Source organism: Alphaproteobacteria bacterium (assembly GCA_033762625.1).
Lineage (GTDB): Bacteria > Pseudomonadota > Alphaproteobacteria > UBA9219 > RGZA01 > RGZA01.
Map to the genome: position 1 here is coordinate 12,144 of JANRLI010000009.1, position 15,851 is coordinate 27,994.

Genomic DNA, 15,851 nt, shown 5'->3' on the forward strand with positions numbered 1-15,851 from the left:
GTGAAAGCAGTAAAATAGACCTCAATTTCAGGCCTGACAAGTATTATGGGAATGGATTATAAAGGGCGCATGACACAATTAACACAAACAGCCATCTGGTCAGAAATTATTAAAAGCTCGCAAAGCTTAAAGTCGCAGCATTTGCGGGATTTGTTTGCAAGCAATCCTCACCGCTTTGAACAGATGAGCATGTATGTTGGCGAAGTGTTCCTTGATTATTCGCGTCAATGCCTGACGCCGCAAACAATCGAATTGCTGGCAAGCTGTTTGGAACAACAGGATTTTACAAAAAAACGCGCCGGCTTATTTGCCGGTGACAAAGTTAATGCAAGCGAAGGCCGTGCAGCGTTGCATATCGCGCTTCGTTCATCGGATAGCAAAACGCCGAATTATAAAGAAATAAAAGCTGAGCGTGAACGTGCATTAGAATTCGCAGAAAAACTTCGCGCGAAAGCTGTTATTGGTGCTTCGGGCAAAGCTATCAAAAATATTATTCATATCGGTATTGGTGGTTCTGATTTGGGCCCCCAACATCTGGTAACCGCGCTGGGTGATGAATTATCACCCCATATCGTCTTTATACGAAATGTGGATGCTGCTCCGATTGCAAACGCCATGGCGCAATTAAACCCGCACGAGACAATGGTGTTTGTTGCTTCCAAAACATTTACGACAGCTGAAACCATGTTGAATGCCAACACAGTGCTTGGTTGGTTATCTGATGCGCTTGGTAAAGACAAAGCGTTGCAGCATGTTGTTGCATTGACCGCAGCGCCGGATAAAGCCAAAGCACATGGCGTGGATGAAGCGCGCATCTTCCGTTTCTGGGATTGGGTTGGTGGGCGTTTCTCTGTCTGGTCATCTATTGGGTTGCCTGCAATGGCTGCAATGGGCCGTAAAAAATTCATCGAATTCCTGCGTGGTGGCGAAGCCATGGATAACCATTTTTACGATGCGCCATTACTCGTGAACATGCCGGTGGTGCTCGCCATGCTTAGCGTGTGGAACATTAACGTGCTGGGTTATCAAGCGCGCGCGGTGTTGCCGTATTCCGAAGCGCTTCGCGAATGGCCCAGCTATTTGCAGCAATTGGAAATGGAAAGCCTTGGCAAATCGGTGGATAAGGATGGTAAGGCCATTTCTTATTCAACAGCGCCAGTAGTGTTTGGTATGACAGGAACGCCTGCACAACACGCATTCATGCAGGCATTACATCAAGGAACGCAAATTATTCCTGCCGAAATTATCATGGTGAAAGCCGGACATCCAAAACTACCCGGCCATCATGCGATGCTTAATGCCAACGGCCTTGCGCAGGCTGAAGCATTGCAACAAGGCAAACAAACAGATGATTTGCAAAAAAGCTTTTCCGGCAATCGGCCCAGCAGCATTTTGGTGCTTGATAGATTGTCGCCATTTGCGGTTGGCGAACTGCTTGCTTTGTATGAACATAAAGTCTTTACCGAAAGCGTGTTCTGGAATTTAAACCCATTTGATCAATGGGGCGTTGAGCTGGGCAAAACACTCGCTACGCCAATTCAAAACGCTTTAGAAACAGATGCCGCGCCAAATGGTGCAGCTGCTGGCCTTATCAAGCGTTTAAGAAATCTTTAAGGCATTAATCTATAGTTCCATAAGTAGAACGCCTTTTAGAAAACGCATGGCTAATACCCTCGATAAAAAACATTTAACCCCCATTTCGCAGACCGAACTTGATGTCGCAATCAAGAAGCATGCCATGTATGCCAGTGCCAAAGTGGGCGGTGCTCGCGCCATCCTGAGTTACAAGGATTTATCGGGTTTGGTGTTACGCGGTGTTGATTTATCCAGCGCTGATTTCAGCGGATCATTGTTTTATGATGCTGATATGCGCAATTGCAAAATGGAAGGAAGCGTTTTCTTTTGCGCCAATTTGCAAAAAGCGCATTTGAATGATGCGCGCCTTGCCCGTATTGATTTGCGTGGTGCCAATGTTCAGGGTGTTGACTTCTCCGGCGCGGATCTAACGCAAGCCGATATGCGCGAAGGTTCAATGGCAACCAAAGATCGTCGCGGCAATATCAAAGTAAAGCCGCTTGGCGGAGCAGCTTCGGGAAAAGCCGATAGCAAGAAAACCGATGTTCCTGTTTATACGGATGATGTGGATGCTCGTGAAGCACTATTTATTGGTACAAAAATGCACCGCGCGATGTTACGCGGTGCAAGAATGCAGGGTGCAATTTTTGAAAACGCCGATTTAACTGGCGCGCAGATGGATGGCGCAAGCCTGCGCGAAGCTGTGCTGCTTAATACGACACTGGATGGCATTGAATTATCGCAGGTTGATTTTGCCCATGCCCTGCGGGATGAAATTCAAGGTCTTGGCATTGAAGATACGTTTGAGCCCCTGCCGCAACTGTTCACTAAACATGCAGTATGGGTCGAAAGCGGCGGGGTGATTGGAACGCGGCTTGACTTAACGCGCTATGATTTGCGTGCCCATAAAAGCCAGTATATTGATTTCAAGGAACAAAATTTAATTATGATGAAGGCGCGTCAGGCGATTTTCTATCATGTGCGGTTCAGCGGGGCGCAAATTCAGGCCTGTGATTTCCGCAATTGCGATTTCCGCCTTGCCTTGTTTGACAAGGCCGATTTGCGTGGCAGTGATTTTTCGGGTTCGAACATGATGCGCGCACGCTTTCAATTGGCGTTGCTTTATCCGTTGAAACTTCCTGATGGTCGGATTGTACCAACCAACATGAGCAATTGTAATCTGCGCTATGCAGATTTTACCGGTGCGGATTTAAAGAGCGTGAATTTTACCGGCGCCGACCTTTCCTATGCCGACATGCGTGGCACGAATCTGGCGGGCGCAGACATTACCGGCGCAATCACTGAAAACACGCTTTTTTAAGGCCTAAAAACCCGTTTTAGTTAGAACCGTTTTGGCATTAGAATGGTGCTATGACCATTCGTTTATTGCCATCCCATCTTGTAAACCAAATCGCCGCCGGTGAAGTCATCGAACGGCCTGCTGCCGTTGTAAAAGAACTGGTTGAAAACGCACTTGATGCAGGCGCAACCCGTGTTGATGTGACAACACGTGAAGGCGGCGTGAGCGCGATTACGGTTCAGGATAATGGCGACGGGATGTCGGCGGATGAATTGAAACTGGCAGTAGAGCGCCATGCTACATCCAAGCTTCCTGAAGACAATCTTGAAATGATTTCCAGCTTTGGCTTTCGCGGCGAAGCCTTGCCGTCCATCGCATCGGTCAGCCGTATGACCATTACCAGCCGTAAGCGCGGCAGTAATGACGCATGGAATTTGCAGATTGAAGGCGGTGTAATGCGCGATGTGAAACCTGCATCATTATCGCAAGGTACACGAATTGATGTGCAGGATTTGTTTTATGCCACACCTGCGCGGTTAAAGTTTTTAAAATCTCTGCCAACTGAATATGGACATATCCTTGAATCTCTGGAACGTCTTGCCATGGCATGGCCAGCTGTCAGCTTTTCGTTATTCGAAGATGGGCGTAAACCATGGCGCTGCGAAGCGGTGCCAGGATTATTCCCCGAACAGCGCAAAGCTCGCCTTGGCGCAATATTGGGCGCTGATTTTGCTAATAATGCCATTCCGGTTGATGCGTCGCGCGGTGGCGTGAACCTAAGCGGGTGGATTGGTTTGCCAACCCTGAATCGCGCTTTTGCACGCGACCAGTATTTATTCGTCAATAACCGCCCCGTGCGTGACCGCGTATTGCTTGGTGCGGTAAAAGCGGCTTACGGCGATTTAATCCCGCATGGTCGTCATGCCGTGGTGGCATTATTTTTGGACATGCCAATGGCAGAGGTCGATGTGAATGTACATCCCGCTAAACTGGAAGTACGTTTCCGCGATGGCGCGCTTATTCGCGGCCTAATCATCAGTACGCTACGTCAAGCATTGCACGCCGAAGCCAAGGTTACGTCAAATACACTAAGTGATGCGACCTTGCATAGTTTCCAAGCAAGTCAAAGTTTTCATCGTGCTGCCGCACCATATGGCGGGCAACAAACGTATAATTGGCAGTCACCGCCCGAACAACACTATGAGCAACAGCGCAGCATGAGCGGATTTAGCGAAGTCGCGCAACCTTTCGCCAAGCAATATGTAAATAATGATTTTGCTGCTGTAAGCCAGCAGGATAATTCACCCAATACACAAGCGCAGGATTTCCCATTAGGGGCAGCGTTAGCGCAAATCCACGAGACCTATATTGTTGCACAAACGGCGGATGGTCTTGTGCTGGTTGACCAGCATGCCGCGCATGAACGCCTGACTTATGAGCGCATGAAAGCTGCATTAGCCAGTGGCGGTGTAAAACGCCAAGGACTGCTTATTCCAGAAGTCGTAGAACTGAGTGATCTTGATGCTACGCGCATTTTGGAAAAGCAAAGCGAGTTTGCAGAGCTTGGGCTGATTATTGAACCTTTTGGCGGTAATGCGATTGTCGTGCACGAAATTCCCGCGCTTTTAAATAAAACAAATATTCCAAAATTGATTCAGGATTTGGCAGCAGAAATCGGTGAATGGGGTCATGCCATCAGCCTTAAAGAAAAACTGGAAGAGGTATGTTCAACCATCGCTTGCCATGGCTCTATCCGCGCAGGGCGCGCGCTAAATTGCGAAGAAATGAATACCCTGTTGAGGCAAATGGAAGCAACGCCGCATTCAGGCCAATGCAATCATGGTCGCCCGACTTATATTGAGTTAAAGTTCAGCGATGTTGAAAAGCTATTCCAGCGTAAATAATGATTACTTTACTTGAACCCTTTCTGGATATGCTCGTTGCAGAGCGCAGCGTTTCTAAAAATACCAAAGCGGCTTATGAGGCTGATATCATTCAAGCAGCGCAGTTCTTTGCGCGCCGCAAGAAAGACATCGCTAACGCAGATGAAAATGATATTGCAGCATTCCTGAAATCTATCTCATCGCTTGCGCCAAAAAGCCGCGCGCGTAAATTATCATCGCTCAAGCAATATTATCGTTTTTTGGTTTCCGAAAATCATCGCAAGGATAACCCGACGACAGAACAGGAAGGGCCAAAGCTCGCGCGTAAACTCCCTGATGTGCTCAGCGTTGATGATATGCAAAAATTATTTGCGGCTGTTTCCGGTAATACCCCTGAATCCATTCGTATGAATGCGCTGCTAGAGCTTGCTTATGGTTCGGGCTTGCGCGTCAGTGAACTTATGAGCCTGCCACTATCGTCGTACAGTAATAAGCGCCGTGCCATGCTGGTGCGCGGAAAGGGAGATAAAGAGCGCCTCGTACCATTATCACAGCCAGCCCATGCCGCAGTTGCAGCTTACCTCGAAATTCGCCAAAAATTTCTTCCTAAAAAAGCAAAACAATCGCCTTATCTTTTTCCATCACACGGTAAAGATGGTTATCTATCACGCATTCGTTTTTACCAAATGTTGAAAGATGTTGCGGCGAAAGCCGGGTTGCCATTTAAGAAAATCCACCCCCACAGTTTGCGCCACGCCTTTGCCACCCACGTATTGTCAGGTGGTGCCGATTTGCGCAGTCTACAACAAATGTTAGGGCATGCCGATATCGGTACAACGCAAATTTATACCCATGTGGTGCGTGATCATCTGCAAAAAACCGTTGAAACACATCATCCATTAGCCAAGAAACGTAAAAGTTAATCCTGCGATTTGCCATTCGATGGCTACTGTGCTATCTGCTTTACTCCATTTTTCGAGGAACTAATGCACTTACTTGATTTCGAACAAAGCGTTGCTGAATTGGAAGCCAAAATCGAAGAGCTTCGCCACCTATCCGTTGGCGGGCAGGTCAGCATTGCAGGTGATGTCGCCAAGTTGCAAGGCAAGCTTGATAAGCAGCTCAAAAGCCTCTACGCGAAACTCACCCCCGCACAAAAGGTGCAAGTTGCGCGTCATCCAGATCGCCCACATACCATCGAAATAATCAAGAACCTGATTGAAGATTTTGTACCGCTTTCTGGAGACCGTTTATTCGGCGATGACCAGGCAATCATTGGTGGGCTTGGCCGGTTCCGTGGTACAGCGGTCATGGTTATGGGCCATGAGCGTGGCCATGATACTGAAACGCGTTTGAAGCATAATTTTGGCATGGCTAAACCCGAAGGTTACCGCAAAGCACAGCGGCTAATGGAACTTGCGGCAAAATTTAATCTACCGATTTTAAGTTTCGTTGATACTGCGGGCGCGTTTCCCGGCGTTGATGCCGAAGCGCGTGGTCAAGCCGAAGCGATTGCTAAGGGTATTGAAGTTTGCCTGCAAGTGGCTGTTCCATTTGTTACGACCATCATCGGGGAAGGTGGTTCAGGCGGTGCAATTGCCATTGCCGCTGCTGACCGTGTGTTAATGCTTGAACATGCAATTTATTCAGTAATTTCTCCTGAAGGTTGCGCATCAATTTTATGGCGTAGTCCAAGCCATGCGAGCGATGCGGCTGAGGCGCTTCGTTTAACTGCGCAGGATTTAAAGGAATTGGATGTAATTGATGAAATTGTCCCGGAACCTTTGGGCGGTGCACATCGCCAGAAGGAAGAAACCTTGGCGCGTCTCGCAGATGCGATAGAAAAGCACCTAAGCGATTTAATAGGCACGGAACCTGCCAAACTTATCAAAAACCGTCAGGATAAGTTTTTGAATATGGGCCAAAAGAGTCTGGCGGCCTGAATCTCTGTCTGATTGTTGCATAAGCGACTCGGTTTATTCGGCTGCGGCGCGGCGCAGGGTTTTTTTGCCTTGAATTATGCACAGCGTTAATTAACATGAACTTTCATTTCCTTTCCCTATACCCCCTTTTAAGGTGCTTCACATGCAGTGCGAAAATTCCAGTCTTTGCGGTCGTCTTACTTACATTGCCAGTATTCTGGTGTTGGTAATGTTTGTTATCAATGCAGGCTTCATCATGTCTAATCGTGCTCTTCAAGAAGACCTGATTGCGCAACAAGCAGTGTTCACCAGCAAGAATAACAAAATTCAACAAAACAGCACTTTTGCAAATATTAATCAAAGCCTCATTCAGGCGCTTACCACTGCGGTGATTGCGCGTAAGGATGAACAAATTAAAGCGCTGTTGATTCAAAATGAAGTGAACCTTCAAGGTATCGGCGCACCAAAACAATAATTGTTAAATCAGTTCCATTTAAACCGAGGATTACGCAATGTCAGACCAAACACACAAATCAGTTACCATCCTTGCAGTCGCCCTGCTTGGCTTCACGGTATTTCAATTCACGCAAATTTTTGTCGATCGCGACAATATTCATGTAATGCAAGAACAAGTGAAGAAGAACATCGAGCAAGCTGATAAAGTACTTGCCGATAACCAGAAGATGCTTGACCAACTTAACGCGATTGCGATTGGTACGCAGCGTTTGGCCGATGCAGGAAATGCAAATGCAAAGGAAATTGTGGTGCAGTTAAACCGCCTTGGCATCAAGATTAACCCGAACTTCAAACCCGGTCAGCAAGAAGGTCAGCCAGCACCAGCTGGTCAACCGCAAGCTGCTCCGGCTCCAGTACCTGCGCCAGTGCCAGCACCAGCAGCGCATAACAACGATGGTCCGCCACCTGTGGTACCCCCAGAACCAAAGCCACCGGTTAAGCCATAAGCATTTTAGTTGATACGATTTAAATATCCCCGCTTGCAGCGGGGATATTTTTTTGTGGTGATAAAACCTGCTCGGTTTTGTAGTATGGATTTTATGAGCGAAAACCCAAATCTAAAACCTTTTCCTGTTTCATGGGACGAACTGCACCGCTATTCCAAGGCCCTTGCGTGGCGTTTGCATGACGCTGCACCAAACGGCGCGCCGTGGAAGGGCATTATTGCCATCACGCGCGGTGGCCTCGTCCCAGCCGGCATTATTGCGCGCGAGCTGGAAATCCGCACGGTAGAAACCATCTGCATTTCTAGCTATGACCACCAGAAGCAACGCAAGGCGGAGTTGCTAAAGCCGGTTATGCAGGCGGTAGGTGATGGTAAAGGTTGGCTGGTGATTGATGATTTGGCTGATACGGGGCGCACTCTGGAACTAGTACGTCAGATTTTGCCTCAGGCAACCTATGCGACAGTATATGCAAAACCGATTGGTAAACCCCTCGTTGATCACTACATCATGGAAGTAAGTCAAGATACGTGGATTTACTTCCCATGGGATGTTGAACTGCAATTCATTCAGCCTATTTCCGTGCAGCGCGGCAAACAGTGAATACATCTTTAAAACTTGCTGCGATTACCCTACAAAAACGTCAGGAAAAACGCGTCTTATTTGGCCATCCATGGGTGTATTCCAATGAAGTGGTCATGGATGAAACAGCAAAAAAACTACCGCCCGGCAGCGTTGTGCGCGTATTAGCTGCTGATGGCCAATTGCTTGGTATTGCGCATTTCAATCCGCATACACTCATTGCAGCACGCATGCTCAATAAGTATGTGGAGCCGGTTGATAAGGATTTTTGGGTAAAACGATTATCGCAATCCTTGGCAATGCGCGACCAGTTATTTGCCAAGCCGTATTACCGTTTGGTGCATGCGGAAGCCGATTTATGTCCCGGGCTCATCGTTGACCGGTATGGAGATGTAATCGTGATGCAAGCAAATACAGCGGGCATGAACGCTGCGCGTGATGATTTAGTCGCAGCGTTAGATGAATTGATAAAGCCAAAAACCATTTTGCTGCGCGGTGATAATCCATCACGTGTTCTGGAAAAATTGCCTGAAGAAGTGGTGCTGCTCAAAGGCAGTGCGCCTGAAGGGCTTGATGTGTTTGAAAATGATTTAACATATTGTGCCGATATATCGGGCGGGCAAAAGACGGGCTGGTTTTATGACCAGCGTGCTAACCGTGCCATGGTTGCAAAATTGGCCAAAGGGCGCACCATGCTTGACTTATACACGCATACAGGCGGGTTTGGATTATGTGCGGCAAAAGCAGGGGTCGCATCGGTGCTGTGTGTTGACCGAAGCGAGCATTCGCTAGCGCTGGCAAAACAGGCAGCGGCAAAACAAAACCTCACACAAGTTGGGTTTGAACAAGAAGAAGTATTCGAATTTTGTGAAAAGCATGGCAAGAGTAAGCGGTATGATATTGTCGTTGCTGATCCACCAGCCTTTGCCAAAAGCAAAAAAGATGTTGGCGCAGCCTCGCGCGGCTATCGCAAGCTGGCAAAGCATTGCGCCGATATGGTTGAGCGGGGCGGGTTCTTTTTCATTGCATCATGCAGTCATGCAATTAACCGTGAACGCTTTGATGAAGAGGTCTTGCGTGGTGTAAGTGAAGCGCGTCGTGGTGCGCGCATTCTGGCGCGAACAGGCGCGGATATGGATCACCCAACCCATCCGCAATTGCCCGAAAGCGCATATCTGAAAGGAATATTGCTGCATGTGGATTAGACACCGGAATAAGATACTGGCAATTTTGGTTTTAAGCGTGCTTGCCAATCTTGCGGCTTATTTTCACATATCTATTCCGGGTCTTCCAAAGACAGAAAGCCCTGCTGTTATTGAGCAAACCACATCTTCTGAAAAAGATGGTTTGGCACAAAATTTCAAAATGACTGATTACCGACGCACGCATATTTTGGTTGGCAGCGAAACGGGCGGCGGGCATCGCTTTGGTGCAGGCAAGCCCGGCAAGACGGAATTTCCGCAAAGCTGGAGTGATGATAAGATTATTTCGACGATTGTTCGCATAGCGAATGACCAAACTCTGCCTCTGCGTCAATCTGGGCGTTATTGGTTACGTATGGGCGAAGCAGAAAATGTGCAAATCCGCGTTGTGCTCAATAGGGAAAACGGTGAAATTGTCACGGGTTATCCGGTTGAGAAGCGTAAATGATACCTAAAATTGAAAAACAGTTACGCAGCCTTTGGAAAAGCATTCGCAGCAAAAACACGCCTTACCCAGATGCGGTTGATGATATCGAAGAATTTCTTGCAGCCGAAGAATGGGGATTGGCATTAGAACATATTCTTGATTGGGCGGCGGCTGAGAAAAAACTGGCGCAGGCTGAAAAAAGTGCTATAGAAATCCGCGCGGAAATGAAGAAAATCCCCAAGAAAACTAACGGCTGAAAAGGCCTATTAACTCGATATGATGTGACCATAAAAACTGGTCAAACACATGAATATTTTTCAGTTTATATCCGCCTTGAGCAAGTGTGCGGGCGTCGCGCATGAAGGTAGCCGGGTTGCAACTGACATAGGCAATGGTTTGAATGGTTGATCGCGCAAGTTCCGAGGCTTGTTCTTTTGCGCCAGCGCGTGGTGGATCAAGACACACCGCGTCGGCATTTTTTAACTCAATCGCTTTCAATGGATCACGGAACAAATTGCGACGTTGCGTTGTGAACCCGCGCAGATTATGGGTGGCTGATTGTAGCGCGCTTATGGCAGCACCATCCACATCAACGGCAAGCATTGATTTTTGTTTTCTGTATAGGTTCAGTGCAAACAATCCGGTACCACAAAATAAATCTGCAATTGATTTTGATTTTTCAAAATAAGGTTTGATGCAGGAAAGCATCGCAGCTTCGGCTTCATCGCTTGCCTGCATAAATGCTGCGGGTGGTAAGGTGACTTCAATCTCGCCGTAATGGCCTGTAAACGTAGTTTGATCTAATAAAACACTGTATTCTGCGCTGTCTTCGCTGCATGTAAATAACCGTGAAATCTGGTGCTCGGCGCCCCAGCTAATGCATTGCTTGATTTGTTCAGTATTAAATGCTGCGCCACTTAGCACAATCTCGATAGCACCATTTAATGTGGTGCAATGCACAGATAGATGTCGATTATTTTCTAAAACCGCATCAAGCAGATTTCGCAGTGGTTTAATCAGCGCTGCAAGTTGTGGTTTTAATACTGCGCACATATCAATATTTACCAATTCATGGCTTTCGCGCTTGTGAAAACCAATCTTTGTTTTATTTGCTTCTTTATGTGCAGTAAAAGTTACACGGCGTCGCGATGCGGGCGGCGTTATAAAAACGCTTCCCACGAGCGTAGTAAAACCGTTTTTTTCTAGCAGATGATTAACAGCATCGCGTTTCCAATCCCGATACGCATTATCATGCATATGTTGCAAACGACATCCGCCGCATTCACCAAACATAGGGCAGGGCGGTGTAACGCGTGCGCTGGACGATTTTAAAATCTCAACCAGCTTGCCATGCATATGGCCTTTAAATTCGGTAATTTCGGCGCGTATGGTTTCGTTGGCTAGCGTAAATGGTATGCTCGCTATGCCGTCTTGTGTTTGTGCAAGGCCATCCCCCTCGTTGCCAATGTGGGAAATTGTCAAGTCACGCAGATTGCTCATGACCGTTCAAGCGCAGCGCGGATGTCAGCTGGAATTTTTTCAGGGCGGCGCGTTTCACTGCCAATCCATACTGATACGGTCTCGCCAAGCGCAACGCAGGTATTTTCTACAAATATCCCGCCGCACGAGGTCATAGATGTTTCGCCAAGGCGCAGCAGGCGCTGACCAATTCGTATTTTGTTGGGATAGCGAAGTTCGTTGATGAACAGAATGGTATTTTTTGCGAGGACAAAATGCGCATCCGTTGTCCACCCTTTGGGTTGAACTTTTTCCAAAAGCGCCATGCGTGCTGTCTCAAAATAAATGCCGATGACGTTATTATTTACATGATTATATGCGTCAAGGTCATGGAAGCGGACGCTTTCATCAATCCAATTGGTATAATAACCGGGCTGTTCGCGTTCGGGGTGTTCATTTGCCATATTAATTACCGGAAAAGGCCTATTTTATTGCGGTTTAGAGATTTCTCTATTCTTTTACGCCTGCTTCGATTAGAAGAAAACAAAATTAAACTTAATATAAGGACAACCCATGGTCGATACCCCATCACAGAGTGCTGAAGCATTATTTGAAAAAGCGCTCGAAGTTGCTGATAAGCATTTAAGTGCTGCAGCAACCGAAGCAGGCCCATTGGCCGATTACGTGGTGGTGGCCATGATTGAAACGGCTGTGAACCGTGCGGTGGATGTAGCAGGACATGCCGACATCGTCGATATGCTGCGCGACCTTGCAACCCAAATTGAGTCCGATATGGATGATGAAGACGAGCTCGAAGAAGACGACGCTTAAGCTTCAAGAAGTTGTTTTTAAGATGGAAGCCCTATAATGGATGCTAGGGGATATTTTTCAGTAGGCGTTGAAGGCATTAGCAAGTCCTTCAACCTTGGAAATCTGATGCGCACCGCGCACGCTTTTGGCGCTAGTTCTTTTTTTACAATCAATGATGCAATTGTAATGAGCGAAGTACGTGGCACCGATACCAGCGATTCATCCCTGCATCTGCCATTTTACCGCTATCCATCCGTTGCGGATTTGGTATTGCCAAAAGACTGTGTGTTGGTCGGTGTTGAACTGCTGGATGATGCGGTCAATTTGCCCAGTTTTCGTCATCCACTGCGTGCTGCCTATGTGCTTGGTCCTGAAATGGGTTCGCTTTCACCGGAATTAATCAAACGGTGCGAACATACCGTCAAAATTCCTGCCAAGTTTTGCGTTAATGTTGGCGTTGCAGGCGCATTGGTCATGTATGACCGCATGGTTAGCCTTGGCCGTTACGCCGAACGTCCTGTGGGTACTAGCGCGCACATCAAGTAATTACTTTTTATCACCAAATACAAATGACATAAGGCGCTGGAACCAGCTTGGCTTGTCGCTTGGCGCTGGGGTGATAACCAGAAATAATGTTTCGCCGGTCGTGGTCATGTTGACAGCAGATTTTGACTTCACAATATCGCCGCGCTGATAATCATCAAATCCGCCATTTAAAATAAGTAATATCGCATCTTTTGCAAAAGCTATGTTTGTTAATGATTGGCGTGCCCCAATTTTATAAATGAGGGTTGTCGCTTCTCCCGGCATGGTCCAGCTGGAAACCGCGCCTTGTGTTTTCCAGTGAATGCGTTCACCCGTCACGCCTGCAAAGGGTTGCAACGGTTCAGGGTAATGAAATGCTGATGCCGATTTGATAGGGATGGTCACGTCTATACAGGCAATCGGGCCATGCTCGTCAATCTTGGATAACAAATTTTGCAGACAGCCAACATCCAGCTCTTCCGGCGGTAATGCTTCAAGACCCAGGCCAGCCTGTGATTCATAGGCCTGTAACTCCTGACGGCATTGCGGGCAATATGCGAGGTGGCTTGCAACGAACATATGCATGGCTGGACTGAGTGTTCCCGCGGCATAGCGCAGTAATGTATTGCAGCATGGATGATGGTTGGGATGGGATTGGGCTGTCATATCGGTTCTCTCTTTACTTTCTCACGTAAATGGTCGAGCGCAAGCCTTAGCCGTGATTTCACAGTGCCAAGCGGAATTTTTCTGGCTTTGGCAATCATGCGCTGCGATCGTTCCTTGAAATAGGTTTCTTCGATAATCTCGCGCTGTGCGGGTGAAAGTTCGGCTACCGCATGGTGCAATGTATTATTCTGCTCTTCCGCAGTGAGGCTTTGCGTTTGATCGTAGGGGCCTTCGGGCAGCAAAGCTGGATCACTGTAATCAATCATATTGTTTTTTTGCGCACGCCACACGTCGATCAATCGGTTACGCGCAATCGTATAAATCCATGTGCTGGGGCGTGATTTTGTTGCATCGAATTGGCTGGCACGGTTCCATACCTGTAGCATCACATCCTGCGTGATATCATCGGCCTGTACGCTATCGACGCCCTGGCGACGTAAATAGGCTTTTACCCGCGGCGCATAATAGTTAAACAGCGTCACAAATGCAGATTTATCCTGTTGCGTGGCAATTTTGCCAAGCCAGATTACGGCGTCATCTTGGGCTTCTGAAGCCATAGCCTTAAGTGATGTCGGGGGGGCGGGTGCATCCATCCCTTTAAACTAGACCGCGATTGCTTGGGAGAAAAGCCCCCTTGATTCCATGTGATTTCGTGCCAAGCGTGAATCGTAACCCTTTCATAAGCCTGTGTTGTTCATCATTTTTCCATCTTTTTGAATTAAGCCATAAGAATGCCGCTACGTCTGTTCATTCTGCTTTTAACCGTGCTGCTAGTGCCTGATGGTGCTCTTGCAAAAGACGGTGGTGTGCCTAAAAAGCTCGGCAGTTTTCAAGGTTGGGATGTTTATGAAACCAAACAGGGAGCCCATCCCACCTGTTATATGACACTGCGCCCTGCCAAGCAGGATTATAAAATTCCTTCTCCTTCCAAAGTGAATGCTGCGACGAAAACAAAAGGCACAGCAAAAGACATGGCTAATGATAAGGCTAATGATAAGGCAAAAAAAATCGAAACGGTTTCAGCTAAGCGCAGCAATGTGTATCTGATGATTACGTTTCGCCCATCGGAAAGTATGAATCCGGTGGTTAGCTATCGCGCAGGTTATATTTTCAAACCCGCATCCGAAGTCCTGCTCAGTACTGGTGAAAAGCCGTTTAATTTATTTACTGATAAGGATCAGGCTTGGGCCAGAAGCAGCGCAATGGACATTGCAATAACCAATGCCATTCGCAAGGCAAAGCGGATAACGGTTCAAGGGGGCTCGACCGATAATGGCAAAAGCACTGATAGCTTTAATGCCGAAGGAGCTGAAAAAGCATATAAAGCAACTACTAAAGCCTGCGGGATTACCTGATTTTAATTTGGCTTTTGACATAGGCCCGCCAAATCGCCACATTCCTTCCACCATGGAACAAGCTAAGAAGTCATTGATAGGTTTACCGCGCGAAGAATTGCTTGCGCTCGTCGCCCCGCTGGGCGTAGAGCCCTTTCGGGCCAAACAACTCTGGCACTGGATGTATGTGCGCGGCGTGACTGACTTTGCGTTGATGACCAGTTTTTCAAAGGGGCTACGTGAAGAGCTGGCAAAACATTTTGTAGTGCAGCGCCCCGCGATTACCGAGGCGCAAAAGTCAGTAGATGGCACCCAAAAGTGGCTGCTATCCATGAATGATAATCAAAAAGTAGAAATGGTGCACATTCCATCTGTCACGCGCGACATTGGCGCGTTGTGCATTTCAAGCCAAGTGGGTTGCACACTAACCTGCCGCTTTTGTCATACCGGTACTCAGCGCTTGGTACGTAACTTGGATGCGGCCGAAATTGTTGGCCAAGTCATGCTGGCGCGTGACCAATTGGGTGATTGGACCGCGCAAAGCCAGGACCGGTTGCTCAACAATATCGTCTTCATGGGCATGGGCGAACCGCTTTATAATTACGAGAATGTGTCCAAGGCTATTAAAATGTTGATGGACCCGGATGGTATTTCCATTTCCAAACGTCGTATCACGTTATCTACGTCAGGCGTCGTGCCGATGATGAAACAATGCGGTGAGGAACTGGGCGTGAACTTAGCTATTAGCCTTCACGCAACGAATGATGAATTGCGCAATCACATTATGCCGCTTAACCGCAAATACCCGATTAAAGAACTGATGGAAGCCTGCCGCAACTATCCCGGCCTTTCCAATTCACGCCGCATTACCTTTGAATATGTAATGTTAAAAGGCGTAAATGACAGCATTGCCGATGCCAAGGCCTTGGTCAAATTGCTTGCAGGCATTCCTTCCAAAGTAAATCTCATTCCGTTTAATGCATGGCCGGGTTCGGCATTTGAATGCAGCGATGATGATACGATTGAAGCATTTGGAGATTATTTGAACAATGCGGGATATGTCAGCCCCATTCGCCGTCCGCGTGGGCGCGATATTCTGGCGGCATGCGGACAGCTCAAATCTGCATCAATGAAGCTAAGTGTAACCGAGCGTGCAGCAATTGCCGAATTGCAGCGCGAAAAGGAACTGGCACAAGGTTTAGTGTAAA

18 protein-coding genes and 1 pseudogene are annotated in these 15,851 nt (G+C 47.6%); 15 read left to right on the plus strand and 4 right to left on the minus strand.

What is annotated here, in order from left to right; translation table 11 throughout:
- Positions 1–69 precede the first annotated feature (69 nt).
- From pgi to SFW65_05345, 11 genes and pseudogenes are all read left to right on the plus strand, one after another.
- A complete protein-coding gene (gene pgi / locus SFW65_05295) occupies positions 70–1,614 on the plus strand; it encodes a glucose-6-phosphate isomerase (protein ID MDX1922523.1) in 1,545 nt (514 codons plus the stop codon).
- Positions 1,615–1,660: 46 nt separating this feature from the next.
- Entirely contained in the window at positions 1,661–2,896 is a 1,236-nt protein-coding gene (locus SFW65_05300; protein ID MDX1922524.1) for a pentapeptide repeat-containing protein, read from the plus strand.
- Positions 2,897–2,946: 50 nt separating this feature from the next.
- A complete protein-coding gene (gene mutL, locus SFW65_05305; protein MDX1922525.1) occupies positions 2,947–4,779 on the plus strand; it encodes a DNA mismatch repair endonuclease MutL in 1,833 nt (610 codons plus the stop codon).
- Positions 4,779–5,681: a site-specific tyrosine recombinase XerD gene (locus SFW65_05310; GenBank protein MDX1922526.1), complete on the plus strand. Its 903-nt coding sequence runs from the start codon at positions 4,779–4,781 to the stop codon at positions 5,679–5,681. The genes mutL and SFW65_05310 overlap by 1 nt, the downstream gene beginning before the upstream one ends.
- 63 nt (positions 5,682–5,744) lie before the next feature.
- A complete protein-coding gene (locus tag SFW65_05315; GenBank protein ID MDX1922527.1) occupies positions 5,745–6,701 on the plus strand; it encodes an acetyl-CoA carboxylase carboxyltransferase subunit alpha in 957 nt (318 codons plus the stop codon).
- Between the two features lie 142 nt (positions 6,702–6,843).
- On the plus strand, positions 6,844–7,155 hold the full coding sequence (locus SFW65_05320; protein MDX1922528.1) for a hypothetical protein: 312 nt from the start codon (positions 6,844–6,846) through the stop codon (positions 7,153–7,155).
- 37 nt (positions 7,156–7,192) lie between these two features.
- On the plus strand, positions 7,193–7,642 hold the full coding sequence (locus SFW65_05325) for a hypothetical protein (protein MDX1922529.1): 450 nt from the start codon (positions 7,193–7,195) through the stop codon (positions 7,640–7,642).
- Between the two features lie 93 nt (positions 7,643–7,735).
- The gene (gene gpt, locus SFW65_05330; GenBank protein ID MDX1922530.1) at positions 7,736–8,242 is read left to right on the plus strand and encodes a xanthine phosphoribosyltransferase; all 507 of its coding nucleotides are present in this window, start codon (positions 7,736–7,738) and stop codon (positions 8,240–8,242) included.
- Positions 8,239–9,426: a class I SAM-dependent rRNA methyltransferase gene (locus SFW65_05335; protein ID MDX1922531.1), complete on the plus strand. Its 1,188-nt coding sequence runs from the start codon at positions 8,239–8,241 to the stop codon at positions 9,424–9,426. The genes gpt and SFW65_05335 overlap by 4 nt, the downstream gene beginning before the upstream one ends.
- Before the next feature lie 181 nt (positions 9,427–9,607).
- Positions 9,608–9,871: pseudogene (locus tag SFW65_05340) on the plus strand (EndoU domain-containing protein).
- On the plus strand, positions 9,868–10,107 hold the full coding sequence (locus SFW65_05345) for a hypothetical protein (protein ID MDX1922532.1): 240 nt from the start codon (positions 9,868–9,870) through the stop codon (positions 10,105–10,107). The pseudogene SFW65_05340 and the gene SFW65_05345 overlap by 4 nt, the downstream one beginning before the upstream one ends.
- Here SFW65_05345 and SFW65_05350 read toward each other — a convergent pair.
- Together SFW65_05350 and SFW65_05355 are read right to left on the minus strand one after the other, a co-directional pair.
- Positions 10,097–11,350 carry a methyltransferase gene (locus tag SFW65_05350; protein ID MDX1922533.1) on the minus strand — a complete coding sequence of 418 codons (1,254 nt, stop codon included), beginning with the start codon at positions 11,348–11,350 and terminating at the stop codon, positions 10,097–10,099. The genes SFW65_05345 and SFW65_05350 overlap by 11 nt on opposite strands.
- Positions 11,347–11,772 carry a thioesterase family protein gene (locus tag SFW65_05355; GenBank protein MDX1922534.1) on the minus strand — a complete coding sequence of 142 codons (426 nt, stop codon included), beginning with the start codon at positions 11,770–11,772 and terminating at the stop codon, positions 11,347–11,349. Before SFW65_05355 ends, SFW65_05350 begins: the two co-directional genes overlap by 4 nt.
- A 109-nt stretch (positions 11,773–11,881) precedes the next feature.
- Between SFW65_05355 and SFW65_05360 the strand changes: the two genes are divergently transcribed.
- Both SFW65_05360 and SFW65_05365 read left to right on the plus strand, forming a co-directional pair.
- On the plus strand, positions 11,882–12,139 hold the full coding sequence (locus tag SFW65_05360) for a hypothetical protein (protein ID MDX1922535.1): 258 nt from the start codon (positions 11,882–11,884) through the stop codon (positions 12,137–12,139).
- A gap of 36 nt (positions 12,140–12,175) precedes the next feature.
- Positions 12,176–12,664: an RNA methyltransferase gene (locus SFW65_05365; protein ID MDX1922536.1), complete on the plus strand. Its 489-nt coding sequence runs from the start codon at positions 12,176–12,178 to the stop codon at positions 12,662–12,664.
- Here the strand turns inward: SFW65_05365 and SFW65_05370 are convergent, their stop codons facing one another.
- Together SFW65_05370 and SFW65_05375 are read right to left on the minus strand one after the other, a co-directional pair.
- Entirely contained in the window at positions 12,665–13,309 is a 645-nt protein-coding gene (locus SFW65_05370) for a hypothetical protein (protein MDX1922537.1), read from the minus strand. It lies immediately after the preceding gene.
- On the minus strand, positions 13,306–13,866 hold the full coding sequence (locus SFW65_05375; GenBank protein ID MDX1922538.1) for a sigma-70 family RNA polymerase sigma factor: 561 nt from the start codon (positions 13,864–13,866) through the stop codon (positions 13,306–13,308). The genes SFW65_05370 and SFW65_05375 overlap by 4 nt, the downstream gene beginning before the upstream one ends.
- Before the next feature lie 174 nt (positions 13,867–14,040).
- On the opposite strand from SFW65_05375, the gene SFW65_05380 reads away from it, so the two are divergent.
- On the plus strand, positions 14,041–14,664 hold the full coding sequence (locus SFW65_05380) for a hypothetical protein (protein ID MDX1922539.1): 624 nt from the start codon (positions 14,041–14,043) through the stop codon (positions 14,662–14,664).
- Positions 14,665–14,716: 52 nt separating this feature from the next.
- Entirely contained in the window at positions 14,717–15,850 is a 1,134-nt protein-coding gene (rlmN, locus tag SFW65_05385) for a 23S rRNA (adenine(2503)-C(2))-methyltransferase RlmN (GenBank protein MDX1922540.1), read from the plus strand.
- Position 15,851 lies beyond the last annotated feature (1 nt).

Excerpts from the sequence above, each read along its gene's own strand:
- pgi (MDX1922523.1), top strand. The coding sequence starts at position 70 with ATGACACAATTAACACAAACAGCCATCTGGTCAGAAATTATTAAAAGC.
- SFW65_05300 (MDX1922524.1), top strand. The coding sequence starts at position 1,661 with ATGGCTAATACCCTCGATAAAAAACATTTAACCCCCATTTCGCAGACC.
- mutL (MDX1922525.1), top strand. The coding sequence starts at position 2,947 with ATGACCATTCGTTTATTGCCATCCCATCTTGTAAACCAAATCGCCGCC.
- SFW65_05310 (MDX1922526.1), top strand. The coding sequence starts at position 4,779 with ATGATTACTTTACTTGAACCCTTTCTGGATATGCTCGTTGCAGAGCGC.
- SFW65_05315 (MDX1922527.1), top strand. The coding sequence starts at position 5,745 with ATGCACTTACTTGATTTCGAACAAAGCGTTGCTGAATTGGAAGCCAAA.
- SFW65_05320 (MDX1922528.1), top strand. The coding sequence starts at position 6,844 with ATGCAGTGCGAAAATTCCAGTCTTTGCGGTCGTCTTACTTACATTGCC.
- SFW65_05325 (MDX1922529.1), top strand. The coding sequence starts at position 7,193 with ATGTCAGACCAAACACACAAATCAGTTACCATCCTTGCAGTCGCCCTG.
- gpt (MDX1922530.1), top strand. The coding sequence starts at position 7,736 with ATGAGCGAAAACCCAAATCTAAAACCTTTTCCTGTTTCATGGGACGAA.
- SFW65_05345 (MDX1922532.1), top strand. The coding sequence starts at position 9,868 with ATGATACCTAAAATTGAAAAACAGTTACGCAGCCTTTGGAAAAGCATT.
- SFW65_05350 (MDX1922533.1), bottom strand. The coding sequence starts at position 11,350 with ATGAGCAATCTGCGTGACTTGACAATTTCCCACATTGGCAACGAGGGG.
- SFW65_05355 (MDX1922534.1), bottom strand. The coding sequence starts at position 11,772 with ATGGCAAATGAACACCCCGAACGCGAACAGCCCGGTTATTATACCAAT.
- SFW65_05360 (MDX1922535.1), top strand. The coding sequence starts at position 11,882 with ATGGTCGATACCCCATCACAGAGTGCTGAAGCATTATTTGAAAAAGCG.
- SFW65_05365 (MDX1922536.1), top strand. The coding sequence starts at position 12,176 with ATGGATGCTAGGGGATATTTTTCAGTAGGCGTTGAAGGCATTAGCAAG.
- SFW65_05370 (MDX1922537.1), bottom strand. The coding sequence starts at position 13,309 with ATGACAGCCCAATCCCATCCCAACCATCATCCATGCTGCAATACATTA.
- SFW65_05375 (MDX1922538.1), bottom strand. The coding sequence starts at position 13,866 with ATGGCTTCAGAAGCCCAAGATGACGCCGTAATCTGGCTTGGCAAAATT.
- SFW65_05380 (MDX1922539.1), top strand. The coding sequence starts at position 14,041 with ATGCCGCTACGTCTGTTCATTCTGCTTTTAACCGTGCTGCTAGTGCCT.
- rlmN (MDX1922540.1), top strand. The coding sequence starts at position 14,717 with ATGGAACAAGCTAAGAAGTCATTGATAGGTTTACCGCGCGAAGAATTG.